The organism is Rhizomicrobium palustre (assembly GCF_011761565.1).
Classification (GTDB): domain Bacteria; phylum Pseudomonadota; class Alphaproteobacteria; order Micropepsales; family Micropepsaceae; genus Rhizomicrobium; species Rhizomicrobium palustre.
This window is the reverse complement of the sequence record NZ_JAASRM010000001.1, coordinates 3756220-3777922: the sequence shown is the minus strand read 5'-3', so window position 1 is coordinate 3777922 and position 21703 is coordinate 3756220. Positions and strand designations below refer to the sequence as shown.

The window sequence follows — 21703 nt, the reverse complement described above, 5'->3', positions numbered from 1 at the left end:
GGTCCGACACTTCCTGCGTGTAGCGCGGGGAGCGGGCCAAGATGAAAACCTTTACTGCTGCAATGCTGGCCGTGGCGGCTGTAACTGCGGGCGCTGTTGCGAGCGAAACGCCTGCGCTGATGTCCGAAGACCCGGGCTTTCGCAAACTTCAGGAGAACTGGGGCTTTGCTGATGCGCGCATCGCTGGCGACACCATTTATCTATCCGGCGTGGTGGCCGGAACGCGCACCGGCGAAACCGATCTTGAAGCCGCGTATGGCCGCGCCTTTGAGGATATCGGCGCCATCCTGAAACGCGCCGGGGCAAGCTGGGCCGATGTGGTCGACATCACCAGCTTTCATACCGATTTGAAAACCCAGATGCCCGCCATCGTGGCTGTCAAAAGCCGCTACATCAAAGCGCCATTCCCCGCCTGGACCGCCATTCAAGTGGTGCGCCTGATCCCTGATAACGGCATCACCGAGATCAAGATCATCGCGAGACGGCCCGCGAAGAGGTAGAACAGCCTCACCCCCAACCGTCATGGCCGGGCTTCGACCCGGCCATCCTGTGGCGGAGAATTCTGCTTGGCTTTAAGCTTTGTGCGGCGATGATATGGATGGCCGGGGCGGGGCCCGGCCATGACGAAGAGGTGGGGCTTGGCTGATGCGAAACCTTTTTGCAGCGCTGGTGTTCCTTTCCGCCCCCGCTTTCGCGGACAATATCGCGCCGCTCTCGACAGCCGATTGTGCCGCGATGAAGGCGCATCATGTCCTCAATGACGGCGCGCCGGTGGGATGTGCGCGGCTCGCAACCGTCACCTTCACATATGTCGATTTCGAGGGCCGCAGCCACGATGATGGCCGCGTGGTGGTGCTGGATGCGCTGGCGCCGCGCGTGCTCAAGATTTTCCAGGAGATGAAGGCGCAAGGCTTTCCCATTAGCAAAGCGAGGCCAGTGGAGGCGTATGAGGGTAGCGACGACGCCTCGATGGCGGATGACAACACCTCTTCCTTCAATCATCGCCCCATCGCGGGCTCGAACCGGCTCTCACTGCATGCTTATGGCGCGGCGATCGACATCAACCCGCGCGAAAATCCCTATCTCACCTTTTCCGGGGCCACGGTGACCGTTGCTCCGCCGCAAGGGGCGGGCTTTCTCAACCGCCTGCAGCAGCGCCCCGGCAAGCCAGCGCGGCCCGGCATGGCCGAAAGCGTGGTCGCGATCTTCACTCGTAATGGCTTTTCCAACTGGGGTGGCTTCTGGGATGAGCCTATCGACTATCAGCATTTCGACATTACGCGCGCGCTGGCCGAGCGGCTCGCATCCTTGCCGCCAGAAGAAGCACGCGCAGCCTTTGAGCAAATGATCGCGGTGTCATCCGCGCCGTGAGCTTTTCGTCAATGTTTGTGGAGGCCGCGCCACCGCTTCGCCACAATCTCAGCACGACTTGCCGCACTATCTCCCAGGTTTAGTTATCACCGCGCCCAACACCGCGTTTACCTATAATCCCTAGCAACAGGGAGCAGAGAATGGTCGATATGCGGCGCCACAGAATCCGGGTAACGGAGGTGACGACACGCTATAGCCGTCTCTTGAGCCTTCTGGCGGTCGCAGTGATGGGCGTTGTGGTTCTCGGCGCCTTCAGTTTTGCCTCGCAGCATGTCACGCCTGATAAAGCTCCCGCCGCGGTCCAGAGCGAAGTCATCCGCACCACACCGGACGCGCCGCGCGAAGTGCCCCCGCCGGTGGAAGAGGCCAAGCGCTGATCAGCGCGTCAGCCGCCGCAGTCCCTCATGCAGTGGCCGGTCGAGTTTTTCATACATCACTACTGCCACGGCCAGAGACGCCGCTATCATCGTCAGAACCATGGCGACGGGGCCGACATGTGCCTTTGCGGCAAGATGGGCGATCACCGCGATGACGATGGGATGGACGAGATAGAGCGCATAGCTCGCATCGCCTAAACCCACCAGCGCGCGATTTTTCACCGACAGACCGCCTCGCTCCAGAAATATCGCGCCCGCAACAATCGCTGCCGCAGCGAGGGACAATGCGGCCCCCATCAAGGGCGTGTCATTGAGATGGTTGTGGTCGATCGCCGCCATGGCGGCAACGCCCGCCACGATGAGGGCTGTGGCGATGGCTGGGGTGAGGCGCAGCTTTTGCGTCAATGGCCACAGCGCGACGCCAAAGGCGAAGCCGGTAATCACCTCTGAGCCGAAATAGCGCGTCAGCGGTGTGGACCAGATCCAGGGCAACAGGAACGCAGCCGCGATGGATGCAATGACGATCTTCACGCGCAAGGTCTCGCTGCGCACCATGAGGGAGGCTGCAAACAGCAGATAGAACATCATCTCATAATTCAGCGTCCAGCCGGGAAAGAGGATCGGCGAGGAGGGCATATCGGCCTTGGTGAAGGGCAAAAAGAGGAAGGATTTCGCCGCCCAGGCGGGCGTGATTGGATCATTGCCGAAATGGGCCAGCCCTGTGATTTTCAGCACGATCACAAACGCGGTGAGAAGATAATAAAGCGGCAGAATGCGGATCAGCCGCGCGGTGAGAAAAGAACCCGCCGTCTTTTCCTTCGCCGAGGTCACCATCATCATGATGTAGCCCGAGATGACGAAGAAAATCTCCACCCCATAGGCGCCAAAGGACCAATTCCATTGGAAATGGCCGGGCGCGGAATCTTCCAGCGCATGCATGCTGTGGTGAAAGACGACACCCAGCGCCGCGACGGCACGCAGCACTTGAATATTGGCATTCTTGATGGGCTGCGCGGACGCAGGCGAGGGTCTGGTCTCACCAACGACCTGAGTTATCGTCATCAAGAAATCCCGCCATCGCTCACATTGTATTCATCGCATACCGCGCTGATGGGCGGAAGAATGGGCGTAACGTCACGAATTCAAAATGGGCCGTGACAAAAAATATACCGCGCGCGTCGTAAGGGAGGGTTTTAGCGCCCCCCGGGGCAGTATCTGAAGGTGCTCCGCAATCCGCGCCTGTAGCGATTTTCGCTGCAAGACGTCTTCGAGCCTGGCCAAAGCTGCGCTGACTTCTCCGGCTTCCGCATCGAGTTCGCGCGCGGCGGCATCGAAGGCATCCCATAAGGGGCGAAGCTTTGCGACCAAAGCCTTTCCAGATCGGGATAGGGATAAAACACTGCGGCGGGAATCATCCGGATCGCTATGCGCGGTGATCAGGCCCGCCTGCTTAAGCGACTTTGCGGTTTCACTGACCGATGCATGGCTAATCCCGAGCAGGGCTGCAAGATCGCGCACGCTCAAAGGGCCCTTCATCGCCAGTTGATTTATAACGCCATACCAGCGTTGCTCAAACTTGATGCCCTGCGCGGCATAGATCCTCGCCGCATCCGCATCGATCACCGCACTCAGCCGACGAAGCCGCGCACCAAGCGCCGCGCCGCCCATTTCGGATACATAGTCTTTCATAGCACTTCCGTTCGCTTGACAATATGTAGGCGCCTACATAACTCTGGGCAAGCAGAAAAACGCTGGGCGTCACCATGACTGTTTCAAGACGAGGCGTAATCGGAGGAGCCTGTGCCTTGTTGGGTGGCCGGGCCTTGGCGGCGCAACCCTCGGCGAAGAGCTGGTTGCAGCGTTGGCTGGCCGCGTTCAACGCGCCGGATATCGCAACCTATGCAGCCTTTGTGAAGACCAATATTCCTGACTTAGCACCCTACATCGACGAGGATCTCGGGGTTCGTGAAGCATCGGGCGGCTATGATCTGTTGCGCAGCGAGGAGACCGGCGCAGGCGAGATTACAGCTTTTGTTCGCGATCATAATTGGGGGCGTTTTTCGAAGGTCGTGCTGTCGCTCGACACGCATGGGATTTCAGATGTGCGTTTTTCCGGTGCAACCGATCCTCGCGAGGCCGTCCTCCCGCGTCTTGGCAAGGCCGCAGGCCTGAAGATGTTGCACGCCAAACTCACGACGGAGGCGACGGCTAAACGGTTTTCGGGCACGGTTCTTATCGCCCAAAAAGACCATGTGGTGATGCGCGAGGCTTATGGCTCGGTGGCAGGCATGAGAGATCCAGCAGCATCGCCCAACACCCGTTATTGCATCGGATCCATGGGCAAGATGTTCACGGCGGTTGGCATCCTACAGCTTGTACAGCGCGGCCGACTGCAGCTAACCGACACCGTCGGCAAACTTTTATCCGACTATCCAGACACCTCCATAGCCCGCACGGTGACCGTGGAGCATCTCTTGACCCATACAGGAGGGACGGGGGACTTTTTCGGACCTGAATATGATCGCCATGCCGGGGAACTGCGCACCCCCGCCGATTTTATCCGTATCTTCGGGCGGGTTGAGCCGGCGTTTCCGGCTGGCACGCGGTGGGGCTACAGCAATTTGGGCTTCATATTGCTGGGCGCGATCCTCGAACGGGTCTCCGGCACAAGCTGGGACGCCTATCTCGCTGAAAATGTTTTCCGTAAAGCCGATATGTCCGAGACCGGGCCGCTCGCCACGAAAGAGAACACTGCGATACCGCAAGTGGGCGCAGCGCAGACCGGATTAAAGCCGTTACCGTATTACGTGGGTCTGCCTGCGGGGGGAGGGTATTCCAAGGTGGATGACCTCAACAATTTCGCAATGGCGCTTGCGGCGGGGGCTTTGCTCGATGCTCGTCATCTTGCGCTGTTGACGACAGCAAAAGTATCCGCGGGCAGCCGCAACTGGTCCTTGGGCCTCACCGTTGCAGCTCGAAACGGCGCGTCCTTCTATGGCCATGGCGGAAGCGCGCCCGGCGTGAATGCCGACTTTGCCGTATATCCGCGATCCGGCTACACCGTGATTGTCTTATCCAACCGGGGACATCCCCACGCCGCCAATCCAGCGGACTTTATCGGCGCCCGTCTGCCGGACCGCACTTAAAAAATAAGCCTCCGGGGCTTTCGCTCCGGAGGCTTTCAGTGAAACCCTGATCTGTTAGGCGCGGATCAGGTTTACCACGGCAGAGTCGATATCTTCCGTGGAGTTCTTGTCATAGGTGTCGACGTAAGCGCGGCCATAATAGCTGTCGAGCAGGATCTGCTTCAGTTCGCTCATCAGCGGGAAGCGCGGGTTGGCGCCGGTGCACTGGTCGTCGAACGCCTTAACGGCAACTTCGTCGAGCTGCGCCAGGAAGTCGGCTTCAGAGACGCCTGCAGCCTGGATCGACGCCGGGATGTTGAGCTCCTTCTTGAGGCCTTCCAGCCAAGCGATGAGGTTGTTGACCTTATCGCCGGTGCGCGCGCCGCCAAGGCCGAGGTGATCGGCGATTTGGGCGTAACGGGCACGGGCCTTCGGACGGTCATACTGCGAGAAGGCGGTCTGCTTGGTCGGATTGTCATTCGCGTTGTAGCGGATGACGTTGCAGATCAGCAGCGCATTGGCGAGGCCGTGCGGGATGTGGAAGGCCGCGCCGATCTTGTGCGCCATGGAGTGACAAACGCCGAGGAAGGCGTTGGCGAAGGCGATACCGGCAATGGTGGCGCCGTTATGCACTTTTTCGCGGGCCACCGCATTGGCGGCGCCTTCCTTGTAAGAGGCCGGCAGGTACTCGCGCAGGAGCTTGAGGGCCTGCAGGGCCTGGGCGTCGGAATACTCGTTCGCCATGACCGAGACATAGGCTTCCAAGGCATGGGTGATGGCATCGACGCCGCCGAAAGCGGTGAGCGATTTGGGCAGGTTCATCACCAGGTTGGCGTCCACGATCGCCATGGTGGGCATCAGCTCGTAATCGGCGAGCGGATATTTCTGGCCGGTGGAATCGTCGGTCACGACCGCGAAGGGGGTGACTTCTGAACCGGTGCCCGAGGTGGTCGGGATGGCGATGAACTCGGCCTTGATGCCCATTTTCGGGAACTTGTAGATGCGCTTGCGGATATCCATGAAGCGCAGCGCCAGATCCTCGAAATGGACTTCCGGGTGTTCATACATGACCCAGATGATCTTGGCCGCGTCCATCGGCGAACCGCCGCCGACGGCGATGATCACGTCCGGCTGGAAGGCATTGGCCTTGAGAACGCCCTTGCGGACGATCGACAGCGTGGGATCGGCTTCCACCTCGTTGAAGATATCGACATCGAGACCCTGTTCCTTGGCCAGACGCACGATTTCGTCGGTGTAGCCGTTGGCGAAGAGGAAGTGGTCGGTGACGATCAGGGCCTTCTTCTTACCGGCGAGTTCCTTGAAGGCTTCGACCATCGCGCCGCGACGGAAATAGATGGATTTGGGGACTTTGTGCCAGAGCATGTTTTCTTCGCGTTTCGCGACCACTTTGCGGTTGATGAGATGCTTGGGACCGACGTTCTCCGAGATGGAGTTGCCGCCCCAAGAGCCGCAGCCGAGCGTCAGAGACGGGGCCATGGTGAAGTTATAAAGGTCGCCGATGCCGCCATGGCTCGACGGCATGTTGACCAGGATACGCGCGGTCTTCATGCGCTTGCCGAAGGCCATCACGCGATCGGCGTGACGGTCCTGATCGGTGTAGAGCACCGAAGTGTGGCCGATACCGCCCAGCGCCACGATGTCCGCCGCCGCATCGACCGCCGCCGCGAAATCCTTGCGGCGATACAGGGCGAGGGTGGGGGAGAGCTTTTCGTGCGCGAAAGGTTCGCTATCCACGGTCTCTTCGACTTCGCCGATGAGGACCTTGGTTTCCGGCGGAACGGTAAAGCCGGCCATGGCGGCGATCTTCACCGCGGGCTGACCGACGACGTTCGGATTGAGATGGCCTTCGGGGAAGACAGTCTGCTTCACCGCGCCCAGCTCGTTATCCGACAGGATGTAACCGCCATGGCTGGAGAAGCGCTCGCGGACCTGATCATAAACGCTGTCGACCACGACCACGGCCTGCTCAGAGGCGCAGATCATGCCGTTGTCGAAAGTCTTGGACATCAGGATCGAAGCGACGGCGCGCTTGATGTCGGCATATTCGTCGATCACGACCGGGGCGTTACCGGCGCCGACGCCGATGGCGGGCTTACCCGAGGAGTAAGCCGCCTTCACCATGCCCGGGCCGCCAGTGGCCAGGATCAGGTTGATGCCGGGGTGGCGCATCAGGGCGTTGGAAAGCTCGATCGAGGGGGCGTCGATCCAGCCGATGATGTCTTCCGGGGCGCCTGCGGCGACGGCGGCGTCGAGCACCAGCTTGGCAGCGGCGCAGGTCGCCTTCTTGGCGCGCGGATGCGGGCTGAAGATGATGCCGTTGCGGGTCTTCAGCGAGATCAGCGCCTTGAAGATCGCGGTCGAAGTCGGGTTGGTGGTCGGAACGATACCGCAGATCACGCCGATCGGTTCGGCAATGGTGATCGTGCCGCCGACATTGTCGACTTCCAGCACGCCGCAGGTCGGCTCGTCCTTGTACTTGTTGTAGATGTATTCAGAGGCAAAGTGGTTCTTGATCACCTTGTCTTCGACAACGCCCATACCGGTTTCTTCGGCGGCCATCATGGCAAGGCGGATACGCGCTTCGGTCGCGGCGAAAGCCGCAGCGCGGAAAATTTGGTCGACCTTCTCCTGCGAGAAGCCGGCGAATTCCTTCTGGGCCGCATTTACGCGGGCGACCAGGGCATCCAACTCGGGCAGGCTAGAGACTGACATGTTCAGGTCCTCTTCAACTTCGCATCAGTGATGTCCGCGATATAAACCCGCTTTATTGACAGCGTTAGACAAAGAAGTATGGCGGGTGCGCACATGCGGCAACCTGTCTGTCATAGGCAGTAACATCAATCCGTACCGCCACGGACTTGCCCCGTTTTACTGCCTATCGTCGAGGCAAGTTGCGGTATCCGAGATGCATCATTTTCACGAAGCGCAAGGCACACGGGGCGCTTTTGAAATACTCGGCGCTGCTGCAAGCGATTTGACGCCCGCGCGGAGTGTTACAAAATATTTCAGCCCTTTTTTGCCGTTTTGGGACGCGAAGGGGGAAAACGGCCGAAATCTCCGGGACGTCGCCCCGCGATTCTCTTTCGTGCATGATTGTCAGCGGCGCATACAAAATGAGCTGAGCCTTGGTAGCAGGGCCGCCGGGCTGCGGATCACTCCCGAAAACAACCTCCAGTAGATGATCGCGGTAAACTTGTCCCGATCCGGGATTCCCCTGGACAGTGTAGGGGCTTGGAGTCACAATTTCTTCATACTTGAGGGCGGCGACGGTCCATCCGGTTCTAGGATCGGACTGGAAGACGACCGCGATAACCTCAAGCGCGCACCACGAGACCTTCTGCAGCCCAGGGGATCAGCGTGTGCCGGCTGGCGGGACTTGGGTCGCCCCAAGTCCCGCAAGTAACCCAGGGCATCCACAGAAATCCTTAAACCAGGCTGGCCTCGCCGTTAGCCTGCGGTTAAGCAAACCGCCTACAAGCGAAGCGCGCTTTTAAACCGCTCCGCAAGGATCGGTACGGCACAATGGCGGGAGATGAGCATATGGCGCTGAAACTGGTTCTGGTGGCGGCCTGTGCGCTGATCGATTCCGATGGCCGGGTGCTGATCGCGCAGCGTCCGCCTGAAAAGCAGATGGGGGGACTGTGGGAATTTCCGGGCGGCAAATGGGAAGCGGGAGAGCGGCCGGAGGAGACACTCATCCGCGAACTCCAGGAGGAGCTGGGCATCACGGTGAAGGAGCCCTGTCTGGCGCCGTTCACTTTCGCCTCGCACGCCTACGCGGACTTTCATTTGCTCATGCCGCTCTACATCTGCCGGCGCTGGGAGGGCATCCCGCAGGCCAAGGAACACACGGCGCTGAAATGGGTGCGGGCAAAGGAGCTCAGCGATTATCCGATGCCGCCAGCGGACCTGCCGCTAATCCCGATGCTCAGGGACCTGCTATGACGGACTTCCTGCACGACGAGAGCGGCGCCACCGCCATCGAATACGCGCTCGTGGCCTCGCTCATCGCGGCGGTGATTGTGCTGGCGGTGACCAATCTCGGCCAATCCGTGCTGGCGCTCTATGAGCGGATTCAGTTCTAGCTTGGCCGTTTTACGGCTTTTTCCCGGCAAATGAATTTTCTTGCCTTGGGGCGCGCCGCCGTTAAGGTCCGGCGCCATGACGACACGCATCACGACCATTTATCGCGTCAAGGCTGAGGCCGCGACCATCGAAGCCCGCGCTCAAGGCATCGCCGTGGAGCAAAGCGTGGAAATGCCCGTCGCGCCGATCGACGACCCCTTTGTGCTGGAGAATGTGCTCGGCCGGGTGGAGGAGATCAAAGATCTCGGCGCGGGCGAATACGAAGTGCGCATCGGGCTGGCCTCCATCACCACGGGCTATGACGCCGCCCAGTTCATCAACATGATCCTCGGCAATACGTCGCTGCAGGATGGCATCACGCTGGAAGATGCGATTTTCCCCGAAGATATCGTGAAGGCCTTCGGCGGTCCCAATCACGGCCTCGAAGGTTTTCGCGCCCGCGTCGGCGCCAAGGGCGCTTTGTCGGCCACCGCTTTGAAGCCGCAAGGAACCCCGCCCGCCACGCTGGCGCGGCTTGCCTATGACATCGCGCTCGGCGGCATCGATTACATCAAGGACGATCACGGTCTCGCGGACCAGTATTACGCGCCCTTCGCCGCGCGTGTGCCGGTGATCGCGGAAGCCGTGCATAAGGCGCGCGCCAAGAGCGGCGTTGCCACGCGCTATTTGCCGAGCCTCAACGGCAATCTCGACAAGATGCGGGCGCAGATGCAGATCTGCCGCGATAACGGTGTCGATGGCGTTCTTATAGCGCCGATGCTTTGTGGTTTCGCGCAATTCCAGACCATCAAGGCGGAAAATCCTGACTTCCTGTTCATGACACATCCGTCCATGGCGGGCGGGCCGATGGCGCCGGCGTTTTTCTTCGGCAAGCTGATGCGCTTGATGGGCTCGGATGCCTCGGTCTTTGCCAATTACGGCGGGCGTTTCGGCTATCCCCCGCAGCTCTGCAAGAAGATCGCGGGCTGGTGTCTGGAAGAGAGCAAAGGCCAAAAGCCTTGCGTGCCGGTGCCTGCGGGCGGCATGGAGCTCAAACGCGTGCCCGAACTTCTGAGTTTCTTCGGCACGGGCGTGATCCTTCTCATCGGCGGTAGCCTCTTGTCGGCGAAAGAGAACATCACCGCCGAGACGGCGAAATTCTGTGATGCGGTGAGGAATTTTTCATGAGCGAGACCACGAGCCCGGTGCGGCACTTCTCCGACTATCGTTGGGAGAACACCGATCTTCTCGCTTACAAGGAAGAAGGCGCAGCGCCGTTTCATGCCATCACGCGCCAAACCTTGTTTCGCCATCCCGGCATGAAGGGCGAGCTGCGCTATTTCGAAATGGCGCCGAACGGCTATTCCACCCTGGAACGGCACGAGCATGTCCACGCCGTGTTGATCCTGCGCGGCCATGGCCAAGTGATGGTCGGCGGCAAGGTCTTCGATATCGCGCAAAACGATCTCGTCACCATCGATCCCATGACCTGGCATCAGTTCCGTGCCAATGCGGGAGAGGCGATGGGCTTTCTCTGCATGGTCGATGTCGAACGCGACAAGCCCCAGCTCCCGAGCGAAGCCGAACGCGCCGCGCTAGCCTCTGATCCGGCGGTGGCGAAGTTCTTCGGATAACCCAAATAGTTTGTCATCCCGGACGCGCCACGCAGATTTCGAAGTCTCGCACTATGGCGCGATCCGGGACCTACTTCGAAATCTGTGCTGGCGATGAAGTGGGTCCCGGCTCGGCGCGCTTCTACGCACTTTGTGCTGCGAAGTGCTTGGCCGGGATGACATGCGCGTTACAGCTTCTGCTCCTTCACCCCTAACGCATCGGCCAACCGCATCTTCGCGCTGCCGGGTTTAAGCGGTTTCTGCTGGCTTTCATCGGGGGCCCAGCCGAGGAGATAGATGATCTCGAAGGTGGCAATCAGCTTGCCATTCTCGTCGGCATAATGTTCGCGGTAATGCTCCAGCGCGGCGGCGAGGGTGGCACGCGATAAGAACCCTTTGCGGCTGGAAAGGGCATTGGTTTCGCCCATAGCCCGCAAATCGCGCACCAAAGTGAAGAAATCGCGATAGCGCACGGTGGTGCGCTCGACATCGGCGACGGGCAGGGCAAAGCCCGCGCGCTGCAAGAGACCGCCCAGCTCGCGCACATCCGCCATCGGGGCGACGCGCGGAGAAATCCCGCCCGTCGTGGCAATCTCGCCTTGGGCGAAACTATCACGCAGTTCAGTAAGCGTTGCGCCGCCGAACAGCGCGGCCACGAACAAGCCATCGGGCTTCAGTGCGCGGCGGATTTGCGCCAGCGCGCCGGGCAGATCGTTAATATTATGCAATCCTAATATGCTGACCGCGAGATCGTAACCATTATCCGCGTCCAGACGGCCAACATCGTTGAATGTTGCCGTCCGCCAAGTAAGTCCGGGCCCTTGAAGTATGGCGTTGGCGTTCTCATCTAAAGATAGCGCGGTTGTGAATGTCCGATTGACCGGAGCGAGGCGAGCCTTGACCCCCTCCGCAGCCTCGGTCAGGAGAAAACGGTCCGCTTGCAGCCGCGCCGCACGTTGCCTGCGAAGACGTTGAATCGCGGGGTCGAAAATGCGCGGCGGGCCGGGCTTGTTCTCGGCTTTTGGATCATTCTGGCTCATTGCGCTAAACTAGCAGAATGAGCCCCAACGAAAACAGTGTCGGCGAGAGAGAGGGCAGGTGGCGGCGAAAATTCGCCCGCATGCTGATCGATGTGGTGTATCCGCCGCTCTGTATGTTGTGCCGCGAGGGCGTGACCGAGCCGGATGGGCTTTGCCCCGAATGCTGGGCCATGCTGCATTTCATCGATGATCCGGTCTGCGCCTCCTGCGGCCTGCCATTTGAGATTGATGCGGGCGAGGATACGCTGTGCGGCGCGTGTCTTGCGCATCCGCCATATTTCGACCGGGCTCGGGCTATCCTCTCCTATGACGAGCTCTCCAAAAAGCCGCTTCTGGCGCTGAAGCACGCCGATAGGCTGGATCTGGTGCCCGCCTTCAGCCGCTGGCTGGAGCGCAGTGGGCGGCTGCTCCTCTCCCAATCCGATATGATTGTGCCGGTTCCGTTGCACCGCTGGCGGCTGTGGAAGCGGCGCTATAACCAGGCTGGTGAGCTGGCGCGGGGGCTTTCGCGACGCTGCAGCCTGCCTTTGGAGCCGACGGTGCTGGAGCGAATCAAACCCACCCCCAGCCAGGGCAAAATGCCCTCTGCCGAGGCCCGCCGCCGCAACGTCCAGGGGGCATTCCGTGTCCCCAAAGCGGCACGCAGCCAAGTGGCGGGAAAGCGCGTTTTATTAATCGACGACGTTTTAACTACCGGCGCCACCGTCAGCGCCGCCGCAAGGGCCTTGAAGCGCGCGGGCGCTTCGGCAGTATTCGTGCTGGCCTTGGCACGTGTGACTACGCATCCCATATAGGGGGGAGAGGCGGTATAAAGGACAGTTATGGCGAACATCAAAATCTACACCACCCCGATCTGCCCTTACTGCGCAAGGGCCAAGAAGCTTCTTAGCGACAAGGGCGCCGCTTTTGAGGAAGTTGACGTCTACATGGACGCCGCCGCGCGCAAGGAGATGATGGAGCGTTCCGGCCGCCGCACCGTGCCGCAAATCTTCATCGGCGAGCGCCATGTCGGCGGCTGTGATGATCTGCATGCGCTGGATGCGTCGGGCGAGCTTGATCCGCTTCTGAGCGCATAAGCCAGAAAGGCAAACACCATGACGGCTCCGTTCCAGGCCGCTTGCGTACAGCTTTGCGCGGGCGAGGAGATTGGAGAGAACGTCGCCGCGGCAGTGGCGTTGATCCGCGAGGCGAAAGCCGCGGGCGCGAGCTTCATAGCGACTCCTGAAAACACCAGCCTGATGGCAGCGGATGCGGGCGCCAAGCTCGACAAGAGTTTTGCGCAAGAACACGATCCTGCTTTGGCGGTGTTTCGCGCCCTTGCTGAGGAACTTTCCATTTGGCTGATGATCGGCTCCTTGGCGATCAAGGTGAGCGAGACGCGCACGGCCAATCGTTCCTTCCTGATCCGGCCGGATGGCTCGATCGCGGCGCAATACGACAAGATCCATCTCTTCGATGTCGATCTGCCGGGCGGCGAGCTGTATCGCGAATCCGATACCGTTGCGGGCGGTGATATCGCGGTGACCGCGGATTTGCCCGCGGGCCGCATCGGCTTTTCGGTCTGCTATGATTTGCGCTTCCCGCAGCTTTATCGCGCTTTGGCGGAGGCGGGCGCATTCCTCTTCACGGTTCCCGCGGCTTTTACCGAGACCACGGGCAGGGCGCATTGGGAAGTGCTTTTACGCGCCCGCGCGATTGAAAACGGTGCCTTTGTGCTGGCGCCCGCGCAAGGCGGTCTGCATGCCAATGGGCGGCGCACCTATGGCCATTCACTGATCATTTCGCCTTGGGGAGAGATTCTGGCGCAAGCAGGCACCGAGCCGGGATTCATCCTCGCCGAGATTGATCCGGAGAAGTCGCGCGCGGCGCGGGCCCAAATCCCCAGCCTGCGGCATGGTCGCCGTTTCACATTGACAACCGGCATCAGCCTTGCGGAAAAGCGCCTCTCTGGTGAAGCATCAGAAGACTGACCAGTTCAGGGGAATTGCCGTGATCGTTTACACGCTGAAATGCGACAAGGATCATCACTTCGAGGAGTGGTTCACCTCCTCAAGCCGCTTCGATGAGATGGCGGAAAAAGGCGAGATCGCTTGCCCAGAATGCCATTCACATCATGTCGAGAAAGCACCGATGGCGCCCTCGCTTTCGGGCACGCGCAATGCGGTGCCAGGGTCCTGTATGGATATGGCCGATGCACCGCCCTGTGCTCAGACTTGCGGCGGCGGCTGTTTCGCCAGATGATTTGGTGAAGGCTTAAAGGTACTGCCCAGAGGTACGGTATTGATCGTTTACAGTCTTCAATGTGCTAACAGCCATGCGTTCGAGGGTTGGTTCGCCTCCAGCTCCGCTTATGACGAGCAGGAAGCGTCTGGAAAACTTGTCTGCCCGGTATGCTCCTCGCCCAAGGTGACCAAAGCGCCGATGGCCCCGGCGGTATCGGGGACCAAGAAATCCACGCTGAAAGCCGATGAACTCAAGAAAATGCGCCAGTTCCTGACGGGCATGCGCAAATACGTCACTGAGAATGCCGATTACGTGGGCAAGGAATTTGCCGAAGAAGCGCGTAAAATTCACTACGGCGAGACGGAAGAGCGCCAAATTTATGGTGAAGCCTCGCTGGAAGAGGCCAAAGCGCTGGTGGAAGAGGGCGTTGAAATCGCCGCTTTGCCGCCTGATCTCGAAGAAGAAGCCAACTGAGATGAAAAGCGTCACTCCGGTGACGCAAACTTAATTCCCGTCAAGCGCGTAGATCGCTATACTTCATCCTGGAATTAAGGGAATCCGGGATGCGGCTGGTCTTCAACGCATGTCTCGCGACGGCCTGGGTCGTGCTAGGCGGTTTTGCTTTCGCCGCCGGCGACCAGCTCGATGATAACGCTCTCGTCAGCCGCGCCCAAAGTGTTCAGGCCGTGAAAGATCCGCCTGTGGATCGCGTTCTCGGGTTGCATCGCGGCTTGCCGGTGGTCGTCGACGTGCGTTGTGGCGATGTCTGCCCGCAAAACACAGTTCGGTTCATCCATTATATCGGCCAGACGGAGGCGGCGTGCGCGCAGACGCGCGGCGATATTGTCAGCGTGGATGTGCCCAAGGGCATTACCAGCGGGCAGGAGAAATTCTGTGTGCCCCATATTTTGGTCCGTCAGAAACTCTATATCGACAGGCCGTTCCAGCGATGACCCAGCCCCAACTCGCCGCCATCAACCTGACCGGTATCTGGCAAGGATTCTTCAGCTATCCGAATGAAGATCCTACTGTGCCCTTTGGAGCAACGCTGATCGATACCAGCAGCGGCTTCACGGGCGCCACCAATGAGATTTGCACCAGAGGTCCTGATCGCGGCGCGGTGTTGTTCGGCATCATCGAAGGCCGCCGCCAGGGGCGGGATATCCATTTCATCAAGAGCTATGAAGGCAAGGCCCATTGCCGGATTCAGTATCGAGGCCTGTCGAATTCTGATGGCTCGATCATCGAGGGTATCTGGACCATCCGACCGGACTGGTCCGGCAAATTCGTGATGGTCCGCTCTCGCCGCATGCCCGCCCGCCAGCAGGTGCCCTTCGCCCGGGCTGGGTAGTTCTACAGTTGCATATTGTGAATAATTCCCGCTGCGATGGAATGTCGCAGCTTGCACGGGAATGTGATTTTATATTCCCGTTAGGGTTAATTCCACTCTAGGTATTTGGACGTAAGTAAAATCCCTCACCCGGGGAGTTACTTATGCAACCACTTCAACAAATTCTCGCGCAATTAGAGCAGTTTTCCACCTTAGCCGAGCAGGCGCCGGATCTCGTCCCGGCGCTGGAAGAACAGTTCGAGCAATTTGTGGTTGCGTCCGCCAGCCAGCCATTTGCCTTGGACGCCCGCAACCGCTTCCGCATCCGCCATGCCGCCCATCTGAAAATTCGTAGACCACGCGTACTGTATGGCAGCCGTAGCAAGCTGCTTAATTTCCACGCCGTCCCGCTCTTGGCGGTTGCCGATGTGCTCTATGTGGTGCTGTCTCAAAGTGATCAGCCCGCGCAAGACGTCATCGTGGTCGATCCTTTTACCCAGGATATGAGCGATGTCCTGGCCGCCTTACCCAAGGGGTTCGTGCCCGATCTCTATTTCGACTATCAGACCTGTTCACTGGACAGGTATCTGCGCGGGCTGGAGCGCGCGCCCTTTCCGACGGTCGCGAGCCTTTGCCATCATTTCTATGCTTGGAAGGTGGATGCCGTGGCGCGGCAGTTCGATTATGTCCTGCCGCTCTCCAGCCGCTACTGCGATATTCTGAAGAACACGGTGGACCCGCGCAAAATCCTCGATGTGCCGTTCGGGTTATCTTGGGGCTCGTTCCATCACATCATCGGCGGCAACGCTGCTGATCCGCGCCCGATCGATGTGCTGATGACCTTTCCCGGTGAGGGGCCGATGTTCTATGGCCCTTATCGCAAGATCACGGCGGCGCTTTTCGAAAAAGCCAAGGCCAAATACGGCGCCCGCTTCCGTTTCGAGATGGTAACGGGCCTGTCGCGCGACGATTACATCGCACTGCTCGGCGCGGCGCGGATTGTGATCAATGCCGTCGGCATCCATGGCCCTTACAATTACCGAAGCTGCGAAGCGGCCAATGCCGGGGCGGTGCTAATGCAATATGAGCCGCGCTATGCCACCGGCCCGCAGGAGATGGAGAAAACGCTCACGCCTGGCGAGGAATATGTCGGTTTCGATGAAAGCGACTTCGATGCCAAGCTGGAGCAGCTTCTAAACGACCAAGAGGCTTGCATCCGCATCGCGCGCCAGGGCCAGGCGCGGATGAAAAAAGACTATGATTACCGCACGCTTTACCATGATCTCTTTGCCAAGATCGGCGCCGAGACGGGTTGGCGCGAACGCCGCGTCTCTCCCGGCAAGGCCGCGCTCTCGCGCATTCATGCCTATATGGAGGTGGAAAGCCCTGAACGGCTCTTGGCCGTCGATGATATGCTGGCGGCCGCCGAGGCCTGCGCGAGCCATCCCGCGGCTTTCGCCATGCCGTTCTATGGCGATATCCAGCAGACTTTCGGTCCCGCTTCCTTGGCCGATATGGTGGGCGGGTTGCCGAAGACAGAGGATTTGCGCGCGCTGCGGCTGGCCTTTTACGAAAAAGCCTTCGCGCTGATCCCCAAGCCGACGACGGTCGATCGCTTTAATCGTCTGGCTTTGGCGGCGCAGGAGGGCGTCATCAATCTTGCCGCTTGCCGTGCCTTGGAGAATGAGTTGGCGTCGGAGCCCGCTATTGCGCATGCCGATATGGGCCGCATTCTCGCACCAAAAGGAACCGCGGTGCCGCAAGATCTGGCCAAGCTCGCCGATTTCGCGATGCGCAATTTCGGCTATCTCCTCGCCAAGGACGAGGCGGGGCGCCAGCAGGCCGCGCGCGATTTCATGCTGGTCTGGCTTTACTGGCTGATGGCTTTGGCGGGCGATGCCCCTTACGAACTGCGTGCAGCCGCCAAGGAAATCCTGGAAGGTTATCCCGTGTGGGAGAACTTCACCGTGCCCGATTACGTCGAGACAAAGGAGGTCCCCGCAACCGCCGTCGCTTAGCGGGCTTGTTCCGCCACCACCATGTAATTCACGTCGGTATCGCTCGAGAGGCGCCAGGACCAATTGAGCGGGTCAAAGCTGACGCCTTGCGTGGTGGTGACGGAGAGGCCGTTTTCGGTGAGAAGCGCCTTCAGCGTCTTGGGCTCGATGAAGCGCGACCAGTCATGGGTGCCCGGCGGCAGCCAGCGCAGGATGTACTCGGCCCCGATTTTGGCGAGCGCGAGGGACTTCAGTGTCTTGTTCAGGGTGGCGACGAACATGATCCCGCCCGGCTTCACCAGCTTGGCGCAAGCGGCCAGGTAGAGGGAGAGGTCGGCGACATGCTCGACCACTTCCATGTTCAACACCACATCGAATTGCTCGCCTGATTCCACCAGCGATTCGGCGCTGCCGTGGCGGTAATCGATGGAAAGCCCCTGCGCAGTGGCATGGGTCATGGCGGTTTTGATGTTTTTTACGGAAGCATCCACAGCCGTCACCGCAAAGCCCAGCCGGGTCATTGGCTCAGACAAAAGCCCGCCGCCGCAGCCGATATCGAGCAGGCGCAAGCCCTCGAACGGTACCAGCCCGGATTTGCCGAAATGGGCCGCGGCGGTGTCGCGAATGAAGGAAAGCCGCACCGGATTGAACTTGTGCAGGGGCGCGAACTTGCCGGTAGGGTCCCACCATTCGGCGGCCATGGCCGAGAATTTTGCAATCTCAGCGGGATCAACGGAGGGGCGTGCGGGGGCGGAAGGGTCAGCGGATTCGGTCATGAGCGCCTTATATCGCACCTTCGCCCATCAAGGGAGGCAAAGTCCGGGTTGAGCCTTTGGAAACACGCGGTTATGTATGACGCAACAAATGGTTCCTTAAGCGGGCAGTGCGATGGCGAAGATTGCGATGAAATTCGGCGGGACGTCGGTGGCCGACCTCGATCGCATCCGCAATGTGGCCCAGCTGGTCAAAAAAGAGGTAGAGCGCGGTCATCAAGTGGCGGTTGTGGTTTCGGCCATGGCGGGAGAGACCAATAAGCTCGTCAAATTCATCAATGACCTCGACCAGCACTACGACCCCAAGGAATACGACGCCGTGGTGGCGGCGGGCGAGCAGGTGACCTCGGGTCTCCTCGCCATTGCCCTGGGCTCCATCGGGGTTCCGGCGCGCTCCTTCCTCGGCTGGCAAATGCCGATGAAGACCTCCAACATGCATGCCTCCGCCCGTATCGAGGATTTGCCGCCCGAAAACCTCAACGCCTGTCTGGAATCCGGCACCGTCGCCGTGGTCGCGGGCTTCCAGGGTGTGGCGGAAGGCGAGCGTATCTCGACCCTTGGCCGTGGCGGCTCGGATACCTCCGCGGTGGCGGTCGCCGCTGCCATCAAGGCCGAGCGTTGCGACATCTACACCGATGTCGATGGTGTTTACACGACCGATCCGCGCATCACCAAGAAGGCGCAGCGGATGGAAAAGATTGCCTTCGAGGAAATGCTCGAAATGGCTTCGCTGGGCGCGAAAGTCTTGCAGACCCGCTCGGTGGAAATCGCTATGCAACATCGCGTGCCCGTCCGGGTTCTTTCGACCTTCGATCCCGACGCGGGCGGCACGCTTCTGTGCGACGAGGAAGACATCGTGGAAAAGAAACCGGTCACCGGCATCGCCTATTCGCGCGACGAAGCGAAGATTTCGCTGATGAAGATTCCGGATCATCCCGGCATCGCCGCCGCGATCTTCGGGCCGCTCGCCCATGCCGGCATCAATGTCGATATGATCGTGCAGAACATCTCCGATGACGGAAAGCGCACCGATCTGACCTTTACCTGTCCGCGCACCGAATTGGCCCGCGCTATCAAGGTGCTGGAAGATGCCGCCGAAACCATCGGCTATCGCGAGATCACGTCAGACGCCAATGTCGCCAAGATTTCGATCATCGGCATCGGCATGCGCACCCATCCAGGCGTGGCGCAGACTATGTTCCGCACCTTGTCGGAAAAGGGCATCAACATCTCGGTGATTTCGACCTCCGAAATCAAAGTCAGCGTCTTGATCGCCGAGGAATATGTCGAATTGGCTGTTCGCGCGTTGCACTCCGCTTACGATCTGGATGCAGCTTGAGTGAGGTGAACTGATATGCCCGTTGCAGGCGGCCCGAGGACACTGCTGAGGCGCTTGCGCGAGATCATGGCCGAGAACACGAGCGCGCAGATGCGCCTCGATAAGCTGGTCTCGGTCATCGCCGCCAACATGGTGGCAGAAGTCTGTTCGATCTATCTCACCCGGGCGGGCAAATCGCTCGAACTCTTCGCCACCGAAGGCCTGAACCCCGCCGCTGTGCATAGAACGCGGATGCGGGCAGGCGAAGGCCTCGTCGGTTTGGTGGCCGAGGCGGGCGAGCCGGTGAACCTTTCCGACGCGCCCAACCATCCTAAATTCTCCTATCGCCCGGAAACCGGCGAAGACCCGTATCACGCCTTTTTGGGCGTGCCGATTGTGCGTGGCGGGCAGGTCTTCGGCGTCCTCGTGGTGCAAAACGCGGCCTCGCGTAATTACGCCGAAGAAGAGGTGGAAGCGCTGCAAACCGTCGCCATGGTGCTGGCGGAAGTGGTGGCGCAGGGTGTGCTCTTCAACGTTGCCGAACTGGATGAGCCGGAACTCTCGCCGGACCGGCCGCGCAAGTTCAATTGCGAAGGGCTTTCCGAAGGCGTTGCCATCGGCACGGTGGTGCTGCATGAGCCGCGCGTGAAGGTCGAGCGCATGATCGCCGACGATCCCACGCTGGAGTTGGCGCGCCTCGAAGAAGCCATCGGCAAGCTGCGCGAAGCCGTCGATCACATGCTGGATTCCGGCGAGCTTGATCTCACCGGTGAAAGCCGCGAGGTGATCGAGACATATCGCTTGTTCGCCCATGATGCGGGCTGGCGCCAGCGCATGCGTGATGCCATTCGCACCGGTCTTACCGCCGAAGCTGCGGTGGAGCGTGTGCAGGACGAAATGCGTTTGCGCGTCTCCAAGATGCAGGACCCGATCCTGCGCGAACGCGCGCATGACCTTGATGATCTGGCGCGGCGGCTCTTGCGCCATCTCGCGGGTGATGTCGGTAAGCGCGGCCTCGATATGCCGGAAAATTCGGTGCTGGTGGCGCGCAGTATGGGCCCGGCGGAATTGCTCGATTACCGCCGCGACCGCCTTGTCGGTCTGGTGCTGGAAGAGGCGGCGTCGACCTCCCATGTCGCTATTGTGGCGCGCTCCATGGGCCTTCCCATGGTGGCGGAAGCGGCTGGCGTGACCGATGCGGCGCGGGCAGGCGATCGCATCGCCGTCGATGGCGAGACCGGCGAAACCCATCTTCGCCCCACCGAGGATGTCATCCACGCTTTTGATGCCAAGCGTATTCTGCGCGAGCATCGTGCGGCGCAATTTGCCACCATCCGCGATCTACCCGCCGAGACCAAAGACGGTGTTCACATCCGCCTGATGATGAATGCGGGCCTGGCGCTCGATATGCCCCATTTGGCGGAATCCGGCGCGGATGGGGTCGGGCTTTTCCGTACAGAACTGCAGTTCATGATCGGCGAGACCATGCCCCGGCTCTCTGATCAGACCGCTTTTTACAGGGAAATCCTGGATTCGGCGGGCGATAAGCCGGTGGTGTTCCGTACCCTCGACCTCGGCGGTGACAAGGTGCTGCCTTACGCCCGTTGGGAGCGCGAGGAGAACCCGGCGCTCGGCTGGCGTGCCATCCGTATCGCCTTGGACCGCCCAGCCTTGCTGCGCTATCAGGCCCGCGCCTTGATCAAAGCCTCCGCCGGCAAGGTTTTGCGCATCCTTCTGCCCATGGTTAGCCATGTCGCCGAGTTCAATGCGGGGCGCTCGCTGATCGACCGCGAAATCGAGCGCGCCCGGCTTTTGGGGCAGCGTCAGCCCCGGCAGGTGCTGGTCGGCGCCATGCTGGAGGTTCCCGCGCTGACCTTCATGCTGCCACAGCTTATGCGCTCGGCCGATTTCGTCTCCATCGGGTCCAATGACCTTCTGTCCTTCACCTTCGCGGTGGATCGGACCAATCCGCGTGTCTCCAAGCGCTATGATTTCCTCAATCCGGCTGCCCTGACCCTGTTCCGCCAGATCGTGCAAAGCGCGGCGGAAAGCGGGGGAGAGGTGTCCCTTTGCGGGGAAATGGCGGGTAAGCCTCTGGACGCCATGGCCTTGATCGGGCTCGGGGTGCGCACCCTGTCGATGTCGCCAGGTCATATCGGCCCCATCAAAACGATGATCCGCAGCCTCAATTATGGGGAAATCTCCCAATACGTGGAAAAGTTGTGCGGACGTACCGACCACTCGCTCAGGTCGCGTCTGGCAGCCTTTGCGGCCGAACGGGGGGTCGTCCTGAAATAAGATTATAACTTCCGTAAAATGATGTCGCGATAGCTGCACATCCGGGAGTTATGCTTTTGCGACCCGATTCCAGAACCGTTCCAGGGAACCGGCCTATATGCCAAAGGACTTGTACTAACTGGGAAATCCTTTATTTCCGTGACTAGAAGCTT

General features: G+C 60.2%; 23 protein-coding genes. 18 read left to right on the top strand and 5 right to left on the bottom strand.

Annotation, left to right across the window (positions count from 1 at the left end; all coding sequences use genetic code 11):
• The first annotated feature begins 41 nt into the window (after positions 1 to 41).
• The 3 genes from FHS83_RS16745 (at position 42) to FHS83_RS16735 (ending at position 1748) form a co-directional block, all read left to right on the top strand.
• On the top strand, positions 42 to 500 hold the full coding sequence (locus tag FHS83_RS16745; protein WP_167084214.1) for a RidA family protein: 459 nt from the start codon (positions 42 to 44) through the stop codon (positions 498 to 500).
• A 145-nt stretch (positions 501 to 645) separates the two neighbouring features.
• The gene (locus FHS83_RS16740; protein ID WP_167084212.1) at positions 646 to 1371 is read left to right on the top strand and encodes a M15 family metallopeptidase; all 726 of its coding nucleotides are present in this window, start codon (positions 646 to 648) and stop codon (positions 1369 to 1371) included.
• Between the two features lie 140 nt (positions 1372 to 1511).
• A complete protein-coding gene (locus tag FHS83_RS16735) occupies positions 1512 to 1748 on the top strand; it encodes a hypothetical protein (RefSeq protein ID WP_167084210.1) in 237 nt (78 codons plus the stop codon).
• Here the strand turns inward: FHS83_RS16735 and FHS83_RS16730 are convergent, their stop codons facing one another.
• Positions 1749 to 2810 (bottom strand): acyltransferase family protein, encoded by a 1062-nt coding sequence (locus FHS83_RS16730; RefSeq protein WP_167084208.1) that lies wholly within the window; start codon positions 2808 to 2810, stop codon positions 1749 to 1751. It lies immediately after the preceding gene.
• A gap of 72 nt (positions 2811 to 2882) precedes the next feature.
• Positions 2883 to 3416, bottom strand: a complete 534-nt coding sequence (locus tag FHS83_RS16725) for a MarR family winged helix-turn-helix transcriptional regulator (RefSeq protein ID WP_208414921.1) — start codon at positions 3414 to 3416, stop codon at positions 2883 to 2885.
• Positions 3417 to 3571: 155 nt separating this feature from the next.
• Between FHS83_RS16725 and FHS83_RS16720 the strand changes: the two genes are divergently transcribed.
• Positions 3572 to 4894 (top strand): serine hydrolase domain-containing protein, encoded by a 1323-nt coding sequence (locus FHS83_RS16720; RefSeq protein WP_167084204.1) that lies wholly within the window; start codon positions 3572 to 3574, stop codon positions 4892 to 4894.
• 54 nt (positions 4895 to 4948) lie between these two features.
• Here the strand turns inward: FHS83_RS16720 and adhE are convergent, their stop codons facing one another.
• Positions 4949 to 7606, bottom strand: coding sequence for a bifunctional acetaldehyde-CoA/alcohol dehydrogenase (adhE, locus tag FHS83_RS16715; RefSeq protein WP_167084202.1), 2658 nt, complete (start codon positions 7604 to 7606; stop codon positions 4949 to 4951).
• Positions 7607 to 8434: 828 nt separating this feature from the next.
• Between adhE and FHS83_RS16710 the strand changes: the two genes are divergently transcribed.
• The 4 genes from FHS83_RS16710 to FHS83_RS16695 all read left to right on the top strand — a co-directional run bounded on the left by FHS83_RS16710 (position 8435) and on the right by FHS83_RS16695 (position 10593).
• Positions 8435 to 8839, top strand: a complete 405-nt coding sequence (locus FHS83_RS16710) for a (deoxy)nucleoside triphosphate pyrophosphohydrolase (RefSeq protein ID WP_167084200.1) — start codon at positions 8435 to 8437, stop codon at positions 8837 to 8839.
• Positions 8836 to 8979, top strand: coding sequence for a Flp family type IVb pilin (locus FHS83_RS16705; RefSeq protein ID WP_167084198.1), 144 nt, complete (start codon positions 8836 to 8838; stop codon positions 8977 to 8979). Before FHS83_RS16710 ends, FHS83_RS16705 begins: the two co-directional genes overlap by 4 nt.
• Before the next feature lie 76 nt (positions 8980 to 9055).
• Positions 9056 to 10147 carry a RuBisCO large subunit C-terminal-like domain-containing protein gene (locus FHS83_RS16700; RefSeq protein ID WP_167084196.1) on the top strand — a complete coding sequence of 364 codons (1092 nt, stop codon included), beginning with the start codon at positions 9056 to 9058 and terminating at the stop codon, positions 10145 to 10147.
• Positions 10144 to 10593 carry a cupin domain-containing protein gene (locus FHS83_RS16695; protein ID WP_167084194.1) on the top strand — a complete coding sequence of 150 codons (450 nt, stop codon included), beginning with the start codon at positions 10144 to 10146 and terminating at the stop codon, positions 10591 to 10593. Before FHS83_RS16700 ends, FHS83_RS16695 begins: the two co-directional genes overlap by 4 nt.
• A gap of 167 nt (positions 10594 to 10760) precedes the next feature.
• On the opposite strand, the gene FHS83_RS16690 is transcribed toward FHS83_RS16695, so the two are convergent.
• Positions 10761 to 11612 (bottom strand): methyltransferase domain-containing protein, encoded by an 852-nt coding sequence (locus FHS83_RS16690; RefSeq protein WP_167084192.1) that lies wholly within the window; start codon positions 11610 to 11612, stop codon positions 10761 to 10763.
• Between the two features lie 17 nt (positions 11613 to 11629).
• Between FHS83_RS16690 and FHS83_RS16685 the strand changes: the two genes are divergently transcribed.
• The 8 genes from FHS83_RS16685 (at position 11630) to FHS83_RS16650 (ending at position 17183) form a co-directional block, all read left to right on the top strand.
• The gene (locus tag FHS83_RS16685) at positions 11630 to 12406 is read left to right on the top strand and encodes a ComF family protein (RefSeq protein WP_167084191.1); all 777 of its coding nucleotides are present in this window, start codon (positions 11630 to 11632) and stop codon (positions 12404 to 12406) included.
• Between the two features lie 27 nt (positions 12407 to 12433).
• Positions 12434 to 12688 carry a glutaredoxin 3 gene (grxC, locus tag FHS83_RS16680; RefSeq protein ID WP_167084189.1) on the top strand — a complete coding sequence of 85 codons (255 nt, stop codon included), beginning with the start codon at positions 12434 to 12436 and terminating at the stop codon, positions 12686 to 12688.
• Between the two features lie 18 nt (positions 12689 to 12706).
• The gene (locus tag FHS83_RS16675) at positions 12707 to 13582 is read left to right on the top strand and encodes a carbon-nitrogen hydrolase family protein (RefSeq protein ID WP_167084187.1); all 876 of its coding nucleotides are present in this window, start codon (positions 12707 to 12709) and stop codon (positions 13580 to 13582) included.
• 19 nt (positions 13583 to 13601) lie between these two features.
• Positions 13602 to 13853 carry a DUF1178 family protein gene (locus FHS83_RS16670; protein ID WP_167084185.1) on the top strand — a complete coding sequence of 84 codons (252 nt, stop codon included), beginning with the start codon at positions 13602 to 13604 and terminating at the stop codon, positions 13851 to 13853.
• A gap of 39 nt (positions 13854 to 13892) precedes the next feature.
• Positions 13893 to 14309 (top strand): DUF1178 family protein, encoded by a 417-nt coding sequence (locus FHS83_RS16665; RefSeq protein WP_167084183.1) that lies wholly within the window; start codon positions 13893 to 13895, stop codon positions 14307 to 14309.
• Between the two features lie 89 nt (positions 14310 to 14398).
• Positions 14399 to 14788, top strand: a complete 390-nt coding sequence (locus FHS83_RS16660) for a hypothetical protein (protein WP_167084180.1) — start codon at positions 14399 to 14401, stop codon at positions 14786 to 14788.
• A complete protein-coding gene (locus tag FHS83_RS16655) occupies positions 14785 to 15186 on the top strand; it encodes a hypothetical protein (protein WP_167084178.1) in 402 nt (133 codons plus the stop codon). The genes FHS83_RS16660 and FHS83_RS16655 overlap by 4 nt, the downstream gene beginning before the upstream one ends.
• A gap of 143 nt (positions 15187 to 15329) precedes the next feature.
• A complete protein-coding gene (locus FHS83_RS16650) occupies positions 15330 to 17183 on the top strand; it encodes a glycosyltransferase (protein ID WP_167084176.1) in 1854 nt (617 codons plus the stop codon).
• On the opposite strand, the gene ubiG is transcribed toward FHS83_RS16650, so the two are convergent.
• Positions 17180 to 17938 carry a bifunctional 2-polyprenyl-6-hydroxyphenol methylase/3-demethylubiquinol 3-O-methyltransferase UbiG gene (gene ubiG / locus FHS83_RS16645; RefSeq protein ID WP_167084174.1) on the bottom strand — a complete coding sequence of 253 codons (759 nt, stop codon included), beginning with the start codon at positions 17936 to 17938 and terminating at the stop codon, positions 17180 to 17182. The genes FHS83_RS16650 and ubiG overlap by 4 nt on opposite strands.
• 112 nt (positions 17939 to 18050) lie before the next feature.
• On the opposite strand from ubiG, the gene FHS83_RS16640 reads away from it, so the two are divergent.
• Positions 18051 to 19274 (top strand): aspartate kinase, encoded by a 1224-nt coding sequence (locus FHS83_RS16640; RefSeq protein ID WP_167084172.1) that lies wholly within the window; start codon positions 18051 to 18053, stop codon positions 19272 to 19274.
• Positions 19275 to 19340: 66 nt separating this feature from the next.
• Positions 19341 to 21551, top strand: a complete 2211-nt coding sequence (ptsP, locus tag FHS83_RS16635) for a phosphoenolpyruvate--protein phosphotransferase (RefSeq protein ID WP_208414920.1) — start codon at positions 19341 to 19343, stop codon at positions 21549 to 21551.
• The last annotated feature ends 152 nt before the right edge of the window (positions 21552 to 21703 follow it).

Excerpts from the sequence above, each read along its gene's own strand:
- FHS83_RS16745 (WP_167084214.1), top strand. The coding sequence starts at position 42 with ATGAAAACCTTTACTGCTGCAATGCTGGCCGTGGCGGCTGTAACTGCG.
- FHS83_RS16740 (WP_167084212.1), top strand. The coding sequence starts at position 646 with ATGCGAAACCTTTTTGCAGCGCTGGTGTTCCTTTCCGCCCCCGCTTTC.
- FHS83_RS16735 (WP_167084210.1), top strand. The coding sequence starts at position 1,512 with ATGGTCGATATGCGGCGCCACAGAATCCGGGTAACGGAGGTGACGACA.
- FHS83_RS16730 (WP_167084208.1), bottom strand. The coding sequence starts at position 2,810 with ATGACGATAACTCAGGTCGTTGGTGAGACCAGACCCTCGCCTGCGTCC.
- FHS83_RS16725 (WP_208414921.1), bottom strand. The coding sequence starts at position 3,416 with ATGGGCGGCGCGGCGCTTGGTGCGCGGCTTCGTCGGCTGAGTGCGGTG.
- adhE (WP_167084202.1), bottom strand. The coding sequence starts at position 7,606 with ATGTCAGTCTCTAGCCTGCCCGAGTTGGATGCCCTGGTCGCCCGCGTA.
- FHS83_RS16710 (WP_167084200.1), top strand. The coding sequence starts at position 8,435 with ATGGCGCTGAAACTGGTTCTGGTGGCGGCCTGTGCGCTGATCGATTCC.
- FHS83_RS16705 (WP_167084198.1), top strand. The coding sequence starts at position 8,836 with ATGACGGACTTCCTGCACGACGAGAGCGGCGCCACCGCCATCGAATAC.
- FHS83_RS16700 (WP_167084196.1), top strand. The coding sequence starts at position 9,056 with ATGACGACACGCATCACGACCATTTATCGCGTCAAGGCTGAGGCCGCG.
- FHS83_RS16695 (WP_167084194.1), top strand. The coding sequence starts at position 10,144 with ATGAGCGAGACCACGAGCCCGGTGCGGCACTTCTCCGACTATCGTTGG.
- FHS83_RS16690 (WP_167084192.1), bottom strand. The coding sequence starts at position 11,612 with ATGAGCCAGAATGATCCAAAAGCCGAGAACAAGCCCGGCCCGCCGCGC.
- FHS83_RS16685 (WP_167084191.1), top strand. The coding sequence starts at position 11,630 with ATGAGCCCCAACGAAAACAGTGTCGGCGAGAGAGAGGGCAGGTGGCGG.
- grxC (WP_167084189.1), top strand. The coding sequence starts at position 12,434 with ATGGCGAACATCAAAATCTACACCACCCCGATCTGCCCTTACTGCGCA.
- FHS83_RS16675 (WP_167084187.1), top strand. The coding sequence starts at position 12,707 with ATGACGGCTCCGTTCCAGGCCGCTTGCGTACAGCTTTGCGCGGGCGAG.
- FHS83_RS16660 (WP_167084180.1), top strand. The coding sequence starts at position 14,399 with ATGCGGCTGGTCTTCAACGCATGTCTCGCGACGGCCTGGGTCGTGCTA.
- FHS83_RS16655 (WP_167084178.1), top strand. The coding sequence starts at position 14,785 with ATGACCCAGCCCCAACTCGCCGCCATCAACCTGACCGGTATCTGGCAA.
- FHS83_RS16650 (WP_167084176.1), top strand. The coding sequence starts at position 15,330 with ATGCAACCACTTCAACAAATTCTCGCGCAATTAGAGCAGTTTTCCACC.
- ubiG (WP_167084174.1), bottom strand. The coding sequence starts at position 17,938 with ATGACCGAATCCGCTGACCCTTCCGCCCCCGCACGCCCCTCCGTTGAT.
- FHS83_RS16640 (WP_167084172.1), top strand. The coding sequence starts at position 18,051 with ATGGCGAAGATTGCGATGAAATTCGGCGGGACGTCGGTGGCCGACCTC.
- ptsP (WP_208414920.1), top strand. The coding sequence starts at position 19,341 with ATGGCCGAGAACACGAGCGCGCAGATGCGCCTCGATAAGCTGGTCTCG.